The sequence below is a fragment of the Sphingomonas psychrolutea genome, from assembly GCF_014636175.1.
Taxonomy (GTDB): Bacteria; Pseudomonadota; Alphaproteobacteria; order Sphingomonadales; family Sphingomonadaceae; genus Sphingomonas; species Sphingomonas psychrolutea.
On the sequence record NZ_BMDW01000023.1, the window covers coordinates 20,134 to 38,426 of the forward strand.

Here is an 18,293-nt window from a genome sequence, read left to right on the forward strand (position 1 = left end):
GATTCGCGTCGTATGTTCATGATCTGTTCCATTTTCCAACTTGTCTAGGAAATTTCCTATGGCTATCGTGTCGGATATGGACGGGACCGATCCTCGCGCGCGCTTGGCCGCGCTGATCGACGCCGATGGCGTCAGCTATGCCGCGCTGTCGCGGATGCTTCGGCGCAACGAAGCGTACCTTCAGCAATATGTGAAGCGTGGCACCCCGCGCGTGCTGGCCGAGCGCGACCGGGTGTTGCTCGCGGCGTATTTCCGGGTCGATGGCGCAGCGCTTGGCGGGCCGCCGACGCCGCGCATGACCTCGATCCGGCGAATCGATGTCGAGGCTTCGGCGGGGCCGGGGGCGCTCAGCGGCGACGATCCAAGCGCTGCGCCAATGCTGCTCGACCCGCGCCTGATCGATACGCTCGGGCTAGACCCGGCCAAGGCCGCGATGCTGCGCGCACGCGGCGATTCGATGGAGCCGACGATTGCCGATGGCGACCAGATCGTGGTCGACGAGCGCGACGTGCGCGTGACGGCGAACCCCGCGGTCTTCGTCTTGCGGGTGGACGGGGTGTTGTTGGTGAAGCGAGTGTCACGCGCGGGCGGAGGGGTGCGCGTGGCGAGCGACAATCCAGCCTATCCGGCGTTTGTGGCCGACGGCGCCGAAATTATCGGGCGCGTGGTGTGGCTGGCGCGGGTTTTGCGGTGACGGAGGACGAAGATCGGGGCCGCACCATGCTGCCTACATCTTTAGCATGTTGAACTTCGTACATCTTTAGAACGGAACCGTAATGTATTTTGGCTGTGCCCACATTTGCCCGTTCCACGACGCCTATAACACCTGGCATTGCCCTTATCGCCCAAGGGAAATCATCAAGGCGATGTCCCGCCTCCATGACGGTGGAGTCTTTTTTGGTCATCAAAAAAATGGTCGGGTTGTTGGCCGGGCTGTTGCTCGCCATCCTCTGCCTGGGCGGCGTACTCGCGGCATCGCAGATCAACTTGATCCGCATTGGCGGACCGGTGCAAACCGAGTTGCAATTGGCCTCGGATTTGGTGGCAGATATCCTACCGCCGCCGGAATATGTGATCGAGCCGTTCCTGGAAGCGACCGCCTTGTTGCGCGAGCCGCGACAATATCCGCAGCGCGCCAAGCGGCTGGCCGACTTGCAGCAGGAGTATGAAGCCCGCCACGTCTATTGGGCGAGCTCAAACCTCGAGCCTGCGTTGCGACAGTCGATTGCGGAGGGTGCGCATGTCCCGGCCCAGCGTTTTTGGGCCGAGCTGAACGAGCGCTTTTTACCCGCTGCCAAGGCCAACGATATCCGGGGCATGAAGGATAGCTATGCGCGGCTGAGCGCAGATTACACGGTACAGCGCGCAATGGTGGAGAAGACCGTTGCGCTGGCCGCGACCCACGCGGCGTCGTTGAAAGCGCGGAGCGATTGGCAGTTGGCATGGGCGATCGGTTTACTCGCAACGATTGGCGTGATCGTCATCGCATCGGTCGTGGCAGCCTATCTCGGTCTGATGCGCCGCGTCGTTCAGCCGCTCGCCGAAATCGCCGGCGCCACGACGATCTTGGCGGGCGGCGGCAACGCTACTGTCCCGCACCTCACGCGGAGCGACGAACTGGGCCATATGGCGAAGGCGATCGAAAAGTTTCGCATGGCAGCGGTCGAACGCGCCGAGCGTGACGCGCGTAGCGGCGTTGAACAGCAGCTCGTCACCACAGCGCTGGGCGATGGGCTGATCGCGCTTCGAGAAGGCAATTTGACCAGCTTTATCCATGCCGAGTTTCCGCTTGGCTATGCCGCGCTGCGATCGAGTTTCAACGAGGCCCTCCATAAGCTGAGCGCGTTGATACGCAGCATCACCGAAGGCGCCGCAAATATCCGCACCGGCTCCTATGAGATTGCGCAAGCGTCGGAAGATCTTGCCCGGCGGACCGAGGGCAATGCGGCGAGCCTGGAGGAAACCAGCGCCGCGCTGGCGCAGATTGACATCAGGCTGCGGGCAACCGCTTTGTCGACGAGTCAGACGGTAACGCGCGCCGATCAGGCCATCGCCACGGTCGGCGGTGGTCGCGCCACGGCAGACGAAGCGGTCGCGGCAATGGGCCGTGTATCGGATAGCGCCAAGGGCATCGACAGTGTGATCGAAGGACTCGACAAGATCGCCTTTCAGACGCGCGTGCTGGCCATGAATGCCGCGGTCGAGGCGGGACGTGCGGGCGATGCGGGACGCGGCTTCGCCGTCGTCGCCGATCTCGTTTCGGCGCTGGCGATGCGCGCCGAGGAAGAAGCCAAGCGCGCACGCCACCAACTGACCCTGACGCAGACCGATATCGTCACCGCAGTACGGGCCGTGCAAAAAGTCGACGGCGCGCTCGCCAATATTTCCGGCGATGTCGCCGAGGTTCACAAACTGCTTGGCACGATGGCCGACGACGCCGTCGCGCAATCCTCGACGATCAGTCAGATCACCGCCGCGATCAGCGCGATGGACCAATCGACCCAGCAGAATGCGGCGATGGTGGAGGAAACGTCGGCGGCTGCGCGCAATCTCACGACCGAAGTGACCTCGCTCTCCGAGCAGACCGGGATGTTCCAGACGGAGGAGGCCATACCCGCGCGCCGTGCGCTGCACGCGCGGATCGCCGAATATGGATAAGCCGACGTCGAAAACGACCGCGCGTGGCCAATGCCCGACATCGGCGCCAGCCGAACCGTCGCCCTATTTCCGCAGATCCATCACCCACATCGCGCACGAAATGGCGACCCCTGTGCCCAGCCCGATCAAAAACCCGCGCGTCGGGCCGATCGCAGTGAACAGCCCGATCCCGGTGCCGACAATCGAGCCGATTGCAATGAGCGCGCCGCCGGCGAGCGGATAGCGGGGGGGTGAGGTGCGTGCCATTCACGCGTTCTGCCATGTCCCGCCGCAGGACGCCAGCGTCCCATGGCGGGAGCAGCGGGCCAGCGCGCAGCGCGACGTTAACCGTTGTAACCCGCCGCGCGGCGCGATTCCGCGCTGTATGGCACGAAGCGTGATGGGATGCTCCGCGCCGCCCGCGCTCGGGCCAGTTTTCTCGCGGAGTTTCAATGTCGTATATGCCGTATCTCGCCGACCGCGCCGAACTGACCGACGCCACCGATTTGATCACGATGTTCGGCGACGAAGCCGGGCTGGAAGCGGCGTCGCGGGCGGACCGCAGCCGCGATCTTGGCAATTACCTGCATTTCTGTCGCTGGCGGCAAATCGAGCGGCTGATCATCCTGCTTTCGGTCGAGCGCGCGGTCGGCACGGTTCACTGATCGCGCCCATTGCCGGGCACGCGCCTGCACCCTAGAGCGGGGCATGGCGTTGTCGGTCGAGCGGCGGGGCGTGTTCATTGTCGCCGCCGGAATTTTCTATGCAGGATGCGCCGCGACCGGTGCCGTAGCGCAAGTGCGCCCGGCTGCTCCGCCCGTAGCGATCCCTGCCGCGGCACCTTCCATATTGGGCCAACTCGACCCGCAATCGCCACTCGCCGAGCTGCCGGGGTTTGGCGTCGCCTGGCCTGATCTGTCGAAATTGCCCGAGGAACCCGTCGATCCGCAAGCGCAGGCCGCACTGACCGGCGACACCCGCTACGACTATCGCGTCGACGGGATCGATGCGGTGGCGAGCACTTTGCTCAAGGATCGCTTCGCGCAGCTCTCCACGCTGAAGGCCAACGCCAAGGAGACCGCCAACGCCGCGCAGCTCGACCGCCGCGCGCGCGAGGATGCGACCTTGCTGACGACGTTGCTGCGATCGGAGGGCTATTACGATGCGCGGGTCGCGACGCGGATCGAGCCCAATGCGACGCGGCCGCTGGTCGTGCTCGATGCCGATCCGGGCGTCCTTTACACATTTCAGGGCGTTACCGTCGCCGGGATTGAGGCGGCCGGGGAAAAGGCCGAGGCTTTGCGTACATCCTTCGGCGTCGCGGCGGGCGATGCGGTCAATTCGGATGCGGTGGCAGCGGGCGAGACGAGCTTGCGCAATACCATCGCCGATGGCGGCTTCCCGTTCGCGGTGATTGGCGATCCGCAAATCGTGGTCGATCGCGGGGCGCGCACCGCCACGCTCGACATGGCGGTGGTTCCGGGGGGCGTGCGGCGCTTCGGACTGGTGACGATGACCTCCGGCACCAAACTGTTCGACGCGCGGCATGTGCAGGATATCGCGCGCTTCGTACCCGACGCGCCGTATGATGCCTCGGCGCTGGTCGATCTGCGGCGCGCGCTGATCCAGACCGGTTTGGTCTCGACCGTCAAGGTCGAGCCGGTCGAGGGGAAGGAACCTGGGACGGTCGATATCGCGGTCGGGCTCGAACCCGCGCCGCCGCATACGATCGCGGGGCAACTCGGCTACGGCACGGGCGAGGGCGCGCGCGCCGAAGTCAGCTGGACCCACCGCAACCTGTTCCCGCCCGAGGGCGCGCTGACGGTGCGCGGCGTGCTCGGCACGCGCGAACAATTGGCGAGCGTGATCTTCCGCCGCAACAATTTCAACGGGCGCGACCGGATCCTTACGGGATCGCTGACTGCTTCGAATCTTACGCGCGATGCTTATCAGGCGCGGACCTTCGCGCTGGCGGGGAGCCTGGAGCGGCAAACCAACATCTTTTTCCAGAAGGAATGGACCTGGTCGCTTGGCGGCGAAGTGCTGGCGTCGGAAGAACGCGACGTGATCGTCACGACCGGGGCGCCGCGGCGGCGGATCTACTTCATCGGCGCGCTGCCGACGACGCTCAGCTATGACGGATCGGACGATCTGCTCGATCCGACGCGCGGCTTTCGGTTGAGCGGGCGCTTGTCGCCTGAAGTGTCGCTGGAGGGCAGTGCGTTTGCCTACGCGCGCGTGCAAGTCGACGCGAGCGGGTATCGCACGGTGGCGCGCGGGACGGTGCTGGCCGGGCGGGTGCGGCTCGGGACGATTGCCGGGGCGCCGCGCGATGCGGTGGCACCCTCGCGGCGTTTCTATGCCGGTGGCGGCGCATCGGTGCGCGGCTATAGCTATCAGGGGATCGGCCCGCGCGACCCCAATAACGTGCCGATCGGTGGGCGCAGTCTGGCCGAATTCTCGATCGAGGCGCGCGTGAAGGCGTTCGGCAATTTCGGCTTGGTGCCGTTCCTCGATGGCGGCAATATCTCGACGGGGACGTTGCCAAGCTTCAACAATCTGCGCTTCGGGGCCGGGGTTGGCGTGCGCTATTATTCCAATTTCGGGCCGATCCGCATCGATGTTGGTACGCCGCTGAACCCGCAAAAGGGCGATCCGCGCGTCGCGGTCTATGTCTCGCTGGGGCAAGCGTTTTGAGCGCGGAGACTCCCGCGCCGGTCAAGCGTCGCCGCTGGGGGCGGATCGTGTTCGCGGTCGTGGCGGGGCCGGTGCTGCTGCTGCTCGCCGCGCTCGGGCTGATCGACACGAGCATCGGCCATCGGCTGCTGACCGACAGCATCGCCGGGATGAAGCCGTCCAATGGCTTGCGCTACAGCATCGGGCGGATCGACGGGTCGATCTACGGTCGGGCGGTGCTGGTCGATGTGCGCATACGCGATGCCAAGGGGCTGGTCTTCTTAGCACCGCGCGCCGAGCTCGACTGGGCGCCGCTGCGCTACTTCGTCAACCGGCTCGACATTACCAGCCTGTACGTGCCGCGCGCGACGTTGGTGCGCCTGCCCGCAGTGGTTGCGTCGGGCCAGAAAAGCCCGATCCTGCCGGGGTTCGATATCCGGATCGGGTCGCTGGCGATTGATCGGCTGATCGTGGGGCCGGCCGTGACAGGGGTGCAACGCGTCGGGCGGGTGCAGGCGCGCGCCGATATCCACGCAGGCCGCGCATTGGTCGATCTTGCGGCGGTGGTGGCGGGGAGCGACAGGGTCCGCGTCCATCTTGACGCTGAGCCCGATCGCAATCGGCTCGATCTGATGGCACAGGCGCGGGGCAGCGCGACCGGCGTGCTGGCCAAACTGTCGGGCTTTGCCAAGCCGATCGCGCTCGACGTGTCCGGCAAGGGGACATGGGCGGCGTGGCGTGGCGCGGCGGTCGCCGATGTCGGGAGCGTGCGGCTGGCTGACCTCTCGGTCTCCAATCAGGCGGGCCGCTATGCGCTGTCGGGGGTGCTGACGCCGTCGCCGCTGGTGCACGGCAAGCTTGAGCGGCTGACTGGGCCGCGCGTGCTCGTGCAGGGCGGCGGCACGCTGGTCGAGCGGCGATTGACGGGAACGCTGTCGCTGCGATCCGCGGCACTCGCAGTCACCGCCGACGGCACGCTCGATCTGGCCGAGAGTGCGTATCGTACCGTACGGCTTCACGCGACACTGCTGCAGCCATCGGCGCTGTTCCCCAACATGACCGGGCGCGCGATCGACTTGCGCGCGATCCTCGACGGGACCTTTGCCACGGCCGCGTTTGACTATCGCCTGACCGCGCAGCGCTTCGCCTTTGATCAGACCGGCTTTGAGGATGTGCGCGCAGCCGGACGCGGGCGTTTTTCCAAGGCGCCGATCCTCGTGCCGATCCGCTTCACTGCCGCGCGCGTGACGGGCGTTGGCGATGTCGCGGGCGGCATCCTGCGCAATTTGACGCTCGACGGCGTGCTGCGCGTGACGGCGAAACTCATCACGGGCGACGATTTGAAACTGTCGTCGGACAAATTGAACGGGCGGATCAACCTGTTGGTTGATCTGACCGATGGCCGCTATGACATTGGAATAAATGGTGGATTAGGGCGATATCTGATCCCTGGGCTTGGCCTGGTCGAGGTCAAAACGATGTTGAAGGTGGTGCCGGGTCCGGGTGGCCGCGGCACGCGTGTGGTCGGGCAAGGCACCGCGCAGATGCTGACGCTCGACAACGCATTCTTCCGTTCACTCGCAGGCGGGTTGCCACGATTGGTGACCGGGCTTGAGCGCACGCCTGACGGGGTCCTCCACCTCAACAATCTGGTGCTCACCGCACCGCAACTCCGTATCACCGGCAACGGTATCCGGCGGCGCGACGGGACCTTCCATTTCGAGGGCGTCGGGCAGCAAGCGACGTACGGCCCGCTGACCTTAAAGCTCGACGGCAAGATCGATCGTCCGACGCTCGATCTGGTGTTCAAGCGGCCGAACGAGACGATGGGGCTAAGCGATGTCGTCGCGCATCTCGATCCGACGGCGGAGGGCTTTGCCTTTACCGCGCGTGGCGGATCGCGGCTCGGGGATTTCACCGGCAATGGCGCGATCCTGCTGCCCACGGGTGGCGGCGGGACGATCGCGATCGCCGATCTCTCGGTGAGCGGCACCCATGCCAAGGGTGCGCTGGCGATTGTGAGCGGCGGGTTCGACGGACGGCTCGGCGTCGCGGGCGGTGGCCTAGGCGGCGAATTGCTGTTCCGCCCGGTCGGTGAAAATCAGCGGATCGAGGCGCATCTCGATGCAACCGCGGCCAAGCTGACCGAGGCGGTGACGGTGCGGCGTGCGCATCTCGATCTGGTCACGCTGCTCGATCCCGCGGGGACGTCGGTCGAAGCAAATCTGACCGGTGCAGGGCTGCGGCGCGGGTCGCTGATCATCGGGCGCTTCGCGGCGCGCGCGGGCTTACGCGGTGGCACTGGCAGCATCACCGCGTCGATTGCGGGATCGCGCGGGCGGGCGTTCGATATCCAGTCGGTCGTCCAGGTAACGCCCGACCGCTACGTCGTTTCGGCGCAGGGGACGCTCGACCGCCGACCGTTGAAGCTCAACACCCCGGCGGTGTTTAGCCGCGACGGCGACGGCTGGCGGCTGGCCGCGACCGACCTCAGCTTCGCCGGTGGAGATGCCAAGCTGTCGGGGCGTTTTACCGGTAAGTCGAGCGCGATCGACGCGACACTCGCGCGGATGCCGCTGTCGATTCTCGATATCGGTTATCCGGGACTCGGGCTGGGCGGAAGTGCCTCGGGCACGGTGTCTTATACGCAAGGCGGCGGGGCGGCACCGAGCGGCAAGATTGACATGACGGTGCGCGGGCTGACGCGATCGGGGCTAATCCTGTCGTCGCGCCCGGTCGATGTCGGGATTTCGGGGCTGCTCTCTGCCGACCGGATCGCCGCGCGTGCGATTGCCGCGACCGGGGGCAAAACCGTCGGGCGCGCGCAAATGTTGCTCAGCTTGCCCGGCGGTGGCGACCTTGCCACGCGCGTGCAAAATGCCGGAGTCTTCGCGCAACTGCGCTATGACGGCCCGGCCGATACGCTGTGGCGGCTGACCGGGGTCGAATTGTTCGATTTGACCGGCCCGGTCGCAATCGGCGCGGATGTCGGGGGCACGGTCGCCAATCCGCAGATCAAGGGCGTCGTGCAAGCCAATGGCGCCAAGATCGAAAGCCCGGTGACGGGCACGGTCCTCACCAACGTCCAGGCCGGCGGGCAATTTGCTGGGTCGCGCCTGACGCTCGACCGCTTTGCCGCCGACGCCGGCAAGGGTGGGCGCGTTACCGGCACGGGCAGCTTCGATTTCGCCGCCACCAACGGAATCGGGCTCGACCTGACGGTGCAGGCCGAGCGCGCGGTGATGATCGCGCGCGACGATATCGGTGCGACCGTTACCGGCCCCTTGCGCTTCCGCTCGGACGGCGCGGGCGGGACGATCTCGGGTGATCTGCGGCTCGACAAGAGCCGCTACCGCCTTGGCCAGGCAAGTGCGGCGAGCGCGGTGCCGCAGCTCAACATCCGCGAGATCAACGTCCCCGGCGGCGATGAGGAAGACGATACGCCACGCGTGCCGTGGACGCTGGCAATCAAGGCGCGCGCGGCCAATCAAGTGCTGGTCACCGGGCTCGGCCTGCGCAGTGAATGGTCGGCCGACCTGACGATCGGTGGCGCACCCGATAACCCGGCGATCACCGGTCGTGCCGATCTGGTCCGCGGCAATTATGATTTCGCGGGGCGGACCTTCGCGCTGGAACGCGGCAAAATTCTCTTTTCCGGCGAGGTGCCCGCCAATCCGGCGCTCGACATCGTCGCCAATGCCAATGCCACCGGATTGAACGCGTCGATCAACGTGACCGGCCCGGCGCTCAAGCCCGAAATCGCCTTCGCCAGCGTGCCTGCCCTGCCGCAGGACGAATTGCTGTCACGCCTGCTGTTCGGCACCTCGATCACCAAATTGTCGGCGCCCGAGGCGCTGCAACTCGCCTCGGCAGTGGCGGCGTTGCAGAACGGCAAAGGCGGGCTCGATCCGATCAACGCGGTACGGCGCGTGGCCGGGCTCGATCGGTTGCGCATCGTCTCGGCCGATCCGACGACGGGGCAGGGGACGTCGATCGCGGCGGGCAAATATATCACGCGGCGCTTCTATGCCGAGATCGTCACCGACGGTGCGGGCTATTCCGCGACGCAAGTCGAGTTTCAGGTGACGCGCTGGCTGTCGGTGCTCTCCAGCATCTCGACGCTCGGGCGGCAAAGCGCGAACTTGCGCGTGTCGAAGGATTATTGAGCGCTGGGCGCTGGCCAGATTTCGAGTTTGAGGTTGGGGATGCCCGCGAAGTCGGAGCCGTTGATCGTGATGAGGGTCAGGCCATGGACGATCGCGGTGGCGGCGATGAGGCGGTCGATGATGCGTCGGCGCGAGAAGCCCGTTGCGGCAATGATGGTTCGGTACGCGTCGACGATTGGCGGATCTAGGTCGATGATCGTAAAGCGGGCGAGCAGACGATCCAGTCTTATGCGGCGCTGATCGGCCAGTTCGGGCTGCGCCGCGACGCCACTTTCCAGTTCAACCCATGAGAGCAGCGACATTTTCGGCATCGTGGGTAGCGATCGAACGCGATCAAGAATTTCATCGTCGAGATCACGCAGATAGATCGCTACATTCGTGTCGATCAGATGCATCAATACAGGCCGGGCCTGTCGGGAAATTCGATTGGCTCACGTGGCTGGCGCGGCAAAGGCGGACCCAGCGCCCGCATCTCCGCAACAAAGGCCTCGACCTTGCGCTTTTCTTCGTCCGGATCGGGCGCTGGCATGATCGTGAAGGTAGTGCCGTCGTGCTGAATCGTTACATCCACATCTGCGGCGATTCCCAGGATTTCGGGCAGGGTAACGACGACGCTGTCGCCGCTTTTGAACGTTCTGCTCTTGAACGTCCTGCTTTCGATCACGCCCATGTCGGCCTCCGTGTGGATCGATACATACCTTAGCGCAGGGCATCCAGCAACGCCGCCGCCAGCCGCGCGGGGACCGCCGGCTCGAGCTCGACGTACAAATCGGGTTCGATCGCCTCGACTTCGATCAGCGCTAGCTGGCCGTCGGCGCGGCGCAGGAGGTCGATGCGGGCGTAGAGCGGGGCGTGGGGTAACGCGGCGAGGGTCGTGTCGAACACAGCTATCGCCTCCGCATCGGGTTCGTAGCGGGTGAAGCGTCCGCCGAATTGCGGTTGGATGCGGAAGTCGCCGCCGGTCGCGACTTTCCGCGCGGCGTGGCTGAAGCGCCCGCCGATCGCGAAAAGCGACAGTTCGCCTTCCTCGGCGATTGCCGAGAGGAAGGGTTGCAGGATCGCATCGTCGAGCGGGGCGACCGCTTCGCCGCGGCGCACGCGCACGGTCTGGTGGCTGCCCGCCGAGATTTGCGGCTTTACTACCAATTCGTCGCAGCCGAACGCGTCGAACGCCGCCGCGACGCTCGCGACATCGGCGCGGCCGAAGCGGCTCGGGACGATCGGGACGCCCGCTGCCGCCAGCTCAAGCAGATAGGTCTTGCGCGTATTCCAGCCGAGCAAAGCGGGCGGGTTAAGCAGCGGGCGGTCGGCGGGCCAGGCCGCCAGCATCGCATCCCAGCGCGCGACGTCGAAATGATAGCCCCAGGCAAACAGCGCGAGCGTCGCAGCGCCGTCGCCCGGCCCCAAATCCCACGGACGCGGGGTGAGCGTCATCCCGGCCGCCGCAAAGGCGGCGCGGAATGGCTGGGCGAGATCGGTGGCGACCGCGTCGTAATGGCTGCCCGCCACGGGCATCAGCAGATCGACGCGGGCGCCCACGTTCAGGCAGGCTCGCCGATGATCGCTTTCACTTCCATGAAATCGGCGAGGCCGTATTTGCCACCCTCGCGGCCATTGCCCGATTGCTTATAGCCGCCGAACGGTGCGCCACCGCCGCTTGCCCAGCCATTGATCGTGACCATGCCCGCGCGCAGCCGTGGCGCGACCTTCGCCGCCGCCGCCGGATCGCCCGAGATCGTCGCGGACAAGCCATATTCGGTGTCGTTCGCCATTTGGATCGCTTGTTCGCCATCGCTGTAGCTGGTGATCGTCGCGACCGGGCCGAAGGTCTCCTCACGGTAGATCCGCATTTCCGGTGTCACGTCGGCGAGCAAGGTCGGCTTGATGAAGTACCCGGCATTGCGGCCGTCGGGCCGGCCGGTCCCGCCGGTGACCAAAGTCGCGCCTTCGTCGATTGCCGACTGGATCAAGCCCTGGATCTTGTCGAACTGCGCCTTGTTGACGACCGGGCCGATATGCGCGCCCATCACGCTGGCGGCATCGACCGTGGTCGCTTCAAAAATGCTCTTCACCACTTGCGTGGCATCGGCGACCTGGCTGGTGTGGACCAGCAGGCGCGTCGGGGCGATGCAGCTTTGGCCGCTGTTTGCCAGCACGCCGTGGATCGTCGGCGGGAGGACGGCGGCGAGATCGGCACCTTCCAGCACGACGTTGGGTGCCTTACCGCCAAGCTCCTGATGCACGCGCTTGACCGTTACCGCAGCGGCTTGCGCAACCGCGATTCCGGCGCGAGTCGATCCGGTGAAGCTCACCATGTCGACATCCTTGTGGCGCGACAGCGCCGCGCCGACGCCGGGGCCGTCGCCATTGACGAGGTTGAACACGCCGGCGGGAACACCCGCTTTGTCGAGAATTTCGGCGAGGATCACGGCACAGCCGGGGGCCTCTTCGGACGGCTTCAGCACCATCGTATCGCCGACTGCCAGCGCCGGCGCGACCTTTGCGCAGATCTGGTTGAGCGGCCAGTTCCACGGCGTGATCATCGCGACGACGCCAAGCGGCTCATGCACGACGCGCGCCTTGCCGACCTTTTCCTCGAAGCTGAACGCCTTCAGCGCGGCGAGCGTGCCGATGAAATGGCCGAGCCCGGCGGGGACTTGCGCGGCGGTGGCAAAGCCAATCGGCGCACCCATTTCCTCGCTTGTCGCTGCCGCCAGATCGGGCATGCGCAGCTTATATTCTTCGATGATGCGTTCGAGCAACGCGACGCGATCCGCGACGCTGATCTGCGAATAGCTGTCGAACGCCTTGCGCGCAGCGGCGACAGCCTTGTCGACATCGGCAGCAGAGCCGAGTGTGATTTCGCTCACCGGCTGTTCGGTCGAGGGATCGATCACCGCGTGGCGCGTGCCGCCATCGCTCTCTACCCAGGCGCCATCGATATACTGCTTGAGGTAGCTTTTCATGGCGGCTCTCCTGGTTTCGAAGTTTCGGTACGTGGCCCGCTAGATGGCGCGCGGCAGGATCGGTTGCAACCCGAAACGCATGATGGCTAGGGTGTGGCGACAGGTCAGGGAGACGAGACGATGGCACGCGCAGTTGTGATGGAGCGGACCGGCGGGCCGGAGGTGATCGCCTGGGTCGATGTGGACCTGCCCGATCCCGGCGCGGGCGAGGTACGGATGCGCAACACCGCGGTCGGACTGAACTTCATCGATGTGTATCACCGTAGCGGCGTCTATCCGCTTAAAATGCCGAGTGGCTTGGGTACCGAGGCGGTCGGCGTGATCGAGGCGGTGGGCGAGGGTGTCAGCGGCTTCGCGGTGGGCGACCGGGTCGGGACGTTCGGTCCGGCGCTGGGAGCTTATGCGACGGCGCGCAACGTCGGCGCGGCGGCGTTGCTGCCGTTGCCCGATGACGTCGATGATCCGACGGCGGCCGCGTTGCTGCTCAAGGGCTGCACCACCGAATTTCTGGTCGAACGCTGCGCGCATGTGCAGGCGGGGCAGACCGTTTTGGTCCATGCGGCGGCGGGTGGGGTCGGGCATTTGCTGGTCGGCTGGTTGAAGGCAATCGGTGCGACGGTGATCGGGACGGTCGGCAGCGCCGAGAAAGCCGCGCAGGCCAAGGCGGCGGGGGCGGATCATGTGATCCTCCACAAGACCGAGGATGTCGCGGCGCGCGTGCTGGAGATTACCGGGGGTGCGGGCGTGCCGGTGATTTTCGACGGCATTGGCCTCGCGACATGGGACATTTCGCTGGCGAGTGCCGCCCCTCGCGGTCTTATCGTAAGCTATGGCAATGCCGGGGGACGCGTAACGGGGGTCGATCTCGGCGTGCTGGCGACGAAGGGTTCGCTGTTCGTCACGCGCCCGACGCTGTTCCATTATTATGCGACGCCCGACGAACGCCGGGGCGGAACTGCGCGGCTGTTCGACATGCTGCGCAAGGGGGCGATCGTGCCCGAGATTGGGCAGACGTATGCGCTGGCGGATGTGGCCGAGGCGCATCGCGCGCTCGAGGCGGGGGAGACGCGTGGGGCGACGGTGCTGACGGTGTGAGGGCAGCGGGGACGAGCTCTCATCTTCGTCACCCCGGCCTTGTGCCGTGGGGCCACTTGGCCGCGAGGGTCAGCCTTCGTTTCAATATGTGGACCTGGGCATCGCGGTGGACCCCGGCACAGGGCCGGGGTGACGGCGTTGTAATGTGCCGCTTGGTCGTATCGCAGACGCCAACTCAGCCCTAGCCAAGCAGCCCCCTGTCCCGCACAGACGCCGTGATGCGCTTTCGTGATTTCCTCCTGCTCGTGTTCGTGTGCCTGACCTGGGGCTTCAGCAATGTGCTGAGCAAGGTCGTGGTCGGCACGTGGCACATTCCGCCGTTGTTCTTTGCCGCCACGCGCTTTGCGATCGTGCTGGCGGTGACGCTGCCGTGGCTGTGGCCGATGCCGCGGCCGGCGTGGCGGATCGGTCTGGTCGGCGCGTTGATGGGCGGCGGCAATTTCGCCTTGCTGTTTCTGGGGTTGCAGACGGCATCGCCATCAAGCGCGGCGGTGGTGCTGCAGGCGGGCGTGCCGATCACCACCTTGCTGTCGATCCTGATCCTGGGCGAGCGGATCCATTGGCGGCGCGGGCTCGGCATCACGCTGACACTGGCGGGCGTTGTGCTGGTGGTGTGGCGGCCCGGCTTTGCGGTGTCGGCGGGGTTGTTGCTGGTGCTGGGCGCGACGTTTGCCGGCTCGCTCGGTGCGATTTTGATGAAACAGATGGGTCATATCGCGCCGCTGCGCTTTCAGGCGTGGGTCGGGCTGACCGCGGTCGTGCCGCTCGGGCTCGCGTCGGTGCTGTTCGAACAGGGCCAATGGTCGACGTCGGTGGCGGCGGGGTGGCCGTTTGTCGCAGCGCTGCTCTTCTCCGCGCTGATCGTGTCGGTGTGCGCGCACACGCTCTATTATTGGCTGATCGCGCGGTACGAGGCGACGCTGCTCGCGCCGTTGACGCTGATGACGCCGCTGACGACGATCGGGCTCGGCGTGTTGATCACCGGCGACCGGCTCGACCTCAGGATGATCGCCGGGGCGGCGCTGGCGCTGCTCGGCGTGCTGATCGTCGCGGTGCGCCCGAGCCGCGCGCCGATCGTCGAAGCGCAGGAGCGGGGGTGAGCGGGACTATGGGGTCTCCCCGGTAACCGTGTTCCCGCGAAGGCGGGAACCCAGAGTAACAGAGCGCATCGCCCGCAACCCTGGGCTCCTGCCTGCGCGGGAGCACGGTGTGGGTTAGGCGGCGGGCGCCAGCCCGATCCGCTTGGCCGCCTCCAAAATCTCGGTCGGGAACATCGCGATGATCGTCGAATTATGCTCGACGCCGATTTCGGTAAGCGTCTGCAAGCGCCGCAGTTCGAGCGCGCCGGGGACTTCGCCGATGATGCGGGCGGCATCGGTCAGTTTCAGCGCCGCCTCCTGCTCGCCCTCGGCCTTGATGATGCGCGCGCGCTTTTCGCGGATCGCCTCGGCCTCGCGCGCGATGGCGCGCTGCATTTGCGCCGGAATGTCGAGGTCCTTGATCTCGACCGCGTCGAACTCGACACCCCAGCGGATGCAAGTCGACGACAGGATCTCGTAGAGCCGCTTGTTGATCGCGGTGCGGTCCTTGAGCATCTGGTCGAGATCGCTCTGGCCGATCGCGTCGCGCATCGCGGTCTCCGCCGCCTGGACGATCGCCGATTGCCAGTTCGCGACGGTGGTGACGACCCCGGCCGCATCGAACGCGCGGAACCACAGCACCGCGTTGACGCGCACCGCGACGCCATCGCGCGTGACCGTCTCCTGCGTATCGAGCGCATAGGTGATGGTGCGGATATCGACCTTCACGACGCGCTCGATCAGCGGGATCAGCCAGAACCAGCCGGGGCCTTTGGTGGCCTGGAGGCGACCTAGCCGGAACACGACGCCGCGTTCGTACTCTTGGTTGATGCCGAAGGATTTGAGCGCGAGCAGGAGGGCGATCGCGGCGAGTGCCGCGATGGGGATTAGGGTGAAGGTGAGCATGAAAACCCCGTTGAGATGCCGCGATCATGCGGCGTGGCGCGGCCGTTACCGCGCGGGGAATTTACGCCGTTTCGGGGGTGAAACCATCGTCAGACGGACGCAATCATGCCTGCATATGATGCATGCTGCGCGCCCAGGCGGCGGCACGCTCCAGTACCGGATCGCGACCATGCGCGATGTCATCCGCGCTTGCCGCGACCGCGACATCGGGCAGCAGTCCCGCATCGGGCTGCGGCACGGTCGGGAATTCGCCGACCAGCGGCACATCGAATTCCAGCCCGCTCGCGGGCAGGCGCACGAAGAAGAAGCAGCCACCGTTGATCCCGCGCCGATTGCCGCCGGTCGGGCTGCCGAAGGTGCGGACTAGCCCGGTGCGCTTTGCCACGGCGGCGAACTGGAAGGTCGCCGAACTGTTGACCGGCCCGATCAGCGCCGCGACGGGGCAGGTGATCCGTGGTCCGACCGCCGCGATCCGAGTCACGGCCGCAGCACCCGGGCGCGCGATGAACCCGTCCGGCAAGTCCGCGCCGCCGACGCCGAGCGTACGGAAGCTGTCGTCCCAAGTATCGAGATAGCGGTCGAGCGTCGCCGGGGTGCGGCGAAAGCGCAGCTTCTGAACATAGCCCTCATGCTCGATATCGCGCGTCGTGAGGCGGGCGAGGATGTGGTCGCCGCAATTGACCCCGCCCTCGTTGCCGCGCAGATCGATTACGAGCCCTGTCGCGCCCGATAGCGATGCGAGCCGCACGTCGAGCCAGTCGCGCCAATTCCATTTCGCATCATACACCGCCCAGCCGGGCATTGTCAGCAGTGCAATGCCATCGGCTCGCATCGTCCAAGTCCAGGTCGGGGCTTCATCGCTTAGCGCCGCCGGGCTCATGGCCGCGCGCCGGGCCGCAAGCGCGATCGCCGGAACCGTGACGTTTCGTTCGCGGCGATCGGGCGTGCGGATGTCGAGGCGGTGCGCGCCATCCCTGGGCGCGCCGAACAACAGGCCGTGGAACACATCGAAATACTCGATGCTGTCGTCGCCATGGACCTCGAGTAGCGACACGCGCTTGGCGTCGTTATGGCCATCGGCGCGTGCATAGGGCATCAACCGCGCGAGGAGATCGCGCGCCGCGACGCCGTTGATGGTGCGCACTTCGCTGCCGGGCAGAAGCGCACCGGTGCCGCTCGCGTCGCGCGTCACGATCATCCGCCCGTCGATCCAGCGGAAGGAAAAGGGCAGTCGCGTCGGCCGGTCGAACAACGCGCTCGTGACGGCTTTGCGCTGATTGAAGAAATTGGCGTAGCTGTGGCCGCAGCGGATTGTCGCCAGGAAACGCGACAGCACCAGATATTGTTCGTCTAGCGTGGCCGTCGCGGCGAAGGCGGTTTCGAGCGCGGCGATCCGGGCCTCGACCTCGGCCGGGCTGGCATAGCGGTAGAGCCCCGGATGCAGCGTCAGCGCCTCGCGCAGAATCGCGATGTCGCCGCGCAGATCGGCGGGCGACGTCGCCGCGCGGGCGAGGGTGGGGATAAGGGCGGTTGCGCCGAGCGCGGCGATCATCTGGCGTCTGTTCATGATCCGAGCGATGCCAGCCGATTGGTCGCGACGCGCCTCAAGATCGCGTATCGCACCAGCTATTCCGCTTTTGCGCCGTGCTGGCGCCGATAGGCCGAGGGTGCCACGCCAAAGGCGTCGCGAAAGGCGCGATTGAAGCTCGCCTTCGAACTGAACCCGGCCTCGAGCGCGAGGTCGAGCAGATCGCCCTTGGCCCCGTCGCGCAGCGCGGCGGCGACCGATTCGCAGCGTAGCCGGTTCACGAAGGTCGAAAAGTTCATCCCGAGTCCCTCGTTCAGCGCGCGCGAAAGATAGCCGGTGTTGGTACCGAGAAGCCGCGCCAGCCCGGCGATCGTCAATGCGTCATCGCTCTGCCATCCTGCCGCGCGCACTGTCGCCGCCCAGGCCTCGCCTTGTGCGCGCCAGTCGCGAGTCGGCTCGGGCGGCGGATCGGCCACGCTCAGCGTGTCGAGCGTCGGAAAGGGCAGCGCAGCATGCCGCCACCCCTCGACCGCGAGATACAGCGCGAAAGCGGCGATCGCGACATAAAGCCCCATCAGCCCGGTATAGCCGAGCGGCGCCACACCATCCCACACCGTGTACCCCGCCCACACCGGCAGCAGCACGAGCGTCGCTGCGATCGCGCGGCCGAGCCAGCGCCCCGCGAAGCGGTGGTCATCGCTGCGCTGTCCGGCGAGCGCAGTGCGATAGGCGCGCAGCATCCGACGATCGGCGAGGCCATAAGCGAGGAGGCCAAGGATCGTGCCCGCACCGACGATCCGGTCATAGCCCGGCGAGATCCTGTCCGACCACGCGTCCTTTGTCTCCAGCGGCAGGCAAAAGCTTGCGGCGAGGAAGAGCAATTGGGCAGTAGCCGGGGCGAGGTGCCATCGCATCCGCGGTGGCTCGGCGCCCGTCACCAGCGCGTGGACATAGCCGTACAGCAACGGCGCGACTGCGAGCGTGATCGAAACGGGGACGAAGGTGAGCCAGCGCCAGCGATCGTAGAAGCCGGCAAAGCCGATCATCCATGGCGTCACGATCCCGGCCAGCACAAACAGCAACACCGCCAGCAGCCGGTTCGCGACGCGATTTTGCGCGGTGCGCAACAGGCCGATTGCGATCGCAACGATCTGCGCCACTGCCACGACCAGAATGGCGGTGCGCCAGCCGAAAGTCAGTCCTTCCACCATCGGCGCATCTGGCGGGTTCCGGGGTGGTG

The 18,293-nt window shown here is 66.2% G+C and carries 15 protein-coding genes; 7 read left to right on the top strand and 8 right to left on the bottom strand.

Annotated elements, in window-relative coordinates; translation table 11 throughout:
• Positions 1-58: 58 nt before the first annotated feature.
• Both IEV62_RS15415 and IEV62_RS15420 read left to right on the top strand, forming a co-directional pair.
• A complete protein-coding gene (locus IEV62_RS15415) occupies positions 59-694 on the top strand; it encodes a S24 family peptidase (protein WP_308511229.1) in 636 nt (211 codons plus the stop codon).
• A 203-nt stretch (positions 695-897) separates the two neighbouring features.
• The gene (locus tag IEV62_RS15420) at positions 898-2,658 is read left to right on the top strand and encodes a methyl-accepting chemotaxis protein (RefSeq protein ID WP_229733253.1); all 1,761 of its coding nucleotides are present in this window, start codon (positions 898-900) and stop codon (positions 2,656-2,658) included.
• A 63-nt stretch (positions 2,659-2,721) separates the two neighbouring features.
• On the opposite strand, the gene IEV62_RS15425 is transcribed toward IEV62_RS15420, so the two are convergent.
• Positions 2,722-2,904, bottom strand: a complete 183-nt coding sequence (locus tag IEV62_RS15425) for a hypothetical protein (RefSeq protein ID WP_188449052.1) — start codon at positions 2,902-2,904, stop codon at positions 2,722-2,724.
• A gap of 185 nt (positions 2,905-3,089) precedes the next feature.
• Here IEV62_RS15425 and IEV62_RS15430 point away from each other — a divergent pair, with 185 nt between their 5' ends.
• From IEV62_RS15430 to IEV62_RS15440, 3 genes are read left to right on the top strand one after another with little or no spacing between them, the layout of a single operon-like run.
• Positions 3,090-3,302, top strand: a complete 213-nt coding sequence (locus tag IEV62_RS15430) for a hypothetical protein (RefSeq protein WP_188449054.1) — start codon at positions 3,090-3,092, stop codon at positions 3,300-3,302.
• A gap of 43 nt (positions 3,303-3,345) precedes the next feature.
• Entirely contained in the window at positions 3,346-5,334 is a 1,989-nt protein-coding gene (locus tag IEV62_RS15435; protein ID WP_188449056.1) for an autotransporter assembly complex protein TamA, read from the top strand.
• Complete coding sequence (locus IEV62_RS15440) at positions 5,331-9,479, top strand: translocation/assembly module TamB domain-containing protein (RefSeq protein ID WP_188449058.1); 4,149 nt, start codon at positions 5,331-5,333, stop codon at positions 9,477-9,479. The genes IEV62_RS15435 and IEV62_RS15440 overlap by 4 nt, the downstream gene beginning before the upstream one ends.
• Here IEV62_RS15440 and IEV62_RS15445 read toward each other — a convergent pair.
• From IEV62_RS15445 to IEV62_RS15460, 4 genes are read right to left on the bottom strand one after another with little or no spacing between them, the layout of a single operon-like run.
• Entirely contained in the window at positions 9,473-9,874 is a 402-nt protein-coding gene (locus tag IEV62_RS15445) for a PIN domain-containing protein (protein ID WP_229733259.1), read from the bottom strand. The two genes, IEV62_RS15440 and IEV62_RS15445, sit on opposite strands and share 7 nt — an antisense overlap.
• The gene (locus IEV62_RS15450) at positions 9,874-10,149 is read right to left on the bottom strand and encodes a hypothetical protein (RefSeq protein WP_188449062.1); all 276 of its coding nucleotides are present in this window, start codon (positions 10,147-10,149) and stop codon (positions 9,874-9,876) included. The genes IEV62_RS15445 and IEV62_RS15450 overlap by 1 nt, the downstream gene beginning before the upstream one ends.
• 29 nt (positions 10,150-10,178) lie before the next feature.
• Positions 10,179-11,018 carry an ATP-grasp domain-containing protein gene (locus IEV62_RS15455; RefSeq protein ID WP_188449063.1) on the bottom strand — a complete coding sequence of 280 codons (840 nt, stop codon included), beginning with the start codon at positions 11,016-11,018 and terminating at the stop codon, positions 10,179-10,181.
• Between the two features lie 2 nt (positions 11,019-11,020).
• Positions 11,021-12,445: an aldehyde dehydrogenase family protein gene (locus IEV62_RS15460; RefSeq protein WP_188449065.1), complete on the bottom strand. Its 1,425-nt coding sequence runs from the start codon at positions 12,443-12,445 to the stop codon at positions 11,021-11,023.
• 120 nt (positions 12,446-12,565) lie between these two features.
• Here IEV62_RS15460 and IEV62_RS15465 point away from each other — a divergent pair, with 120 nt between their 5' ends.
• Positions 12,566-13,540, top strand: a complete 975-nt coding sequence (locus tag IEV62_RS15465) for a quinone oxidoreductase family protein (protein ID WP_188449067.1) — start codon at positions 12,566-12,568, stop codon at positions 13,538-13,540.
• Between the two features lie 218 nt (positions 13,541-13,758).
• A complete protein-coding gene (locus IEV62_RS15470) occupies positions 13,759-14,640 on the top strand; it encodes a DMT family transporter (protein ID WP_188449069.1) in 882 nt (293 codons plus the stop codon).
• Positions 14,641-14,754: 114 nt separating this feature from the next.
• On the opposite strand, the gene IEV62_RS15475 is transcribed toward IEV62_RS15470, so the two are convergent.
• The 3 genes from IEV62_RS15475 to IEV62_RS15485 form a co-directional block, all read right to left on the bottom strand.
• Positions 14,755-15,525, bottom strand: a complete 771-nt coding sequence (locus IEV62_RS15475) for an SPFH domain-containing protein (RefSeq protein ID WP_188449071.1) — start codon at positions 15,523-15,525, stop codon at positions 14,755-14,757.
• Between the two features lie 103 nt (positions 15,526-15,628).
• The gene (locus IEV62_RS15480; protein WP_188449073.1) at positions 15,629-17,092 is read right to left on the bottom strand and encodes a S41 family peptidase; all 1,464 of its coding nucleotides are present in this window, start codon (positions 17,090-17,092) and stop codon (positions 15,629-15,631) included.
• A 59-nt stretch (positions 17,093-17,151) separates the two neighbouring features.
• Positions 17,152-18,264 carry a helix-turn-helix domain-containing protein gene (locus IEV62_RS15485; protein WP_229733255.1) on the bottom strand — a complete coding sequence of 371 codons (1,113 nt, stop codon included), beginning with the start codon at positions 18,262-18,264 and terminating at the stop codon, positions 17,152-17,154.
• Positions 18,265-18,293: the final 29 nt, after the last annotated feature.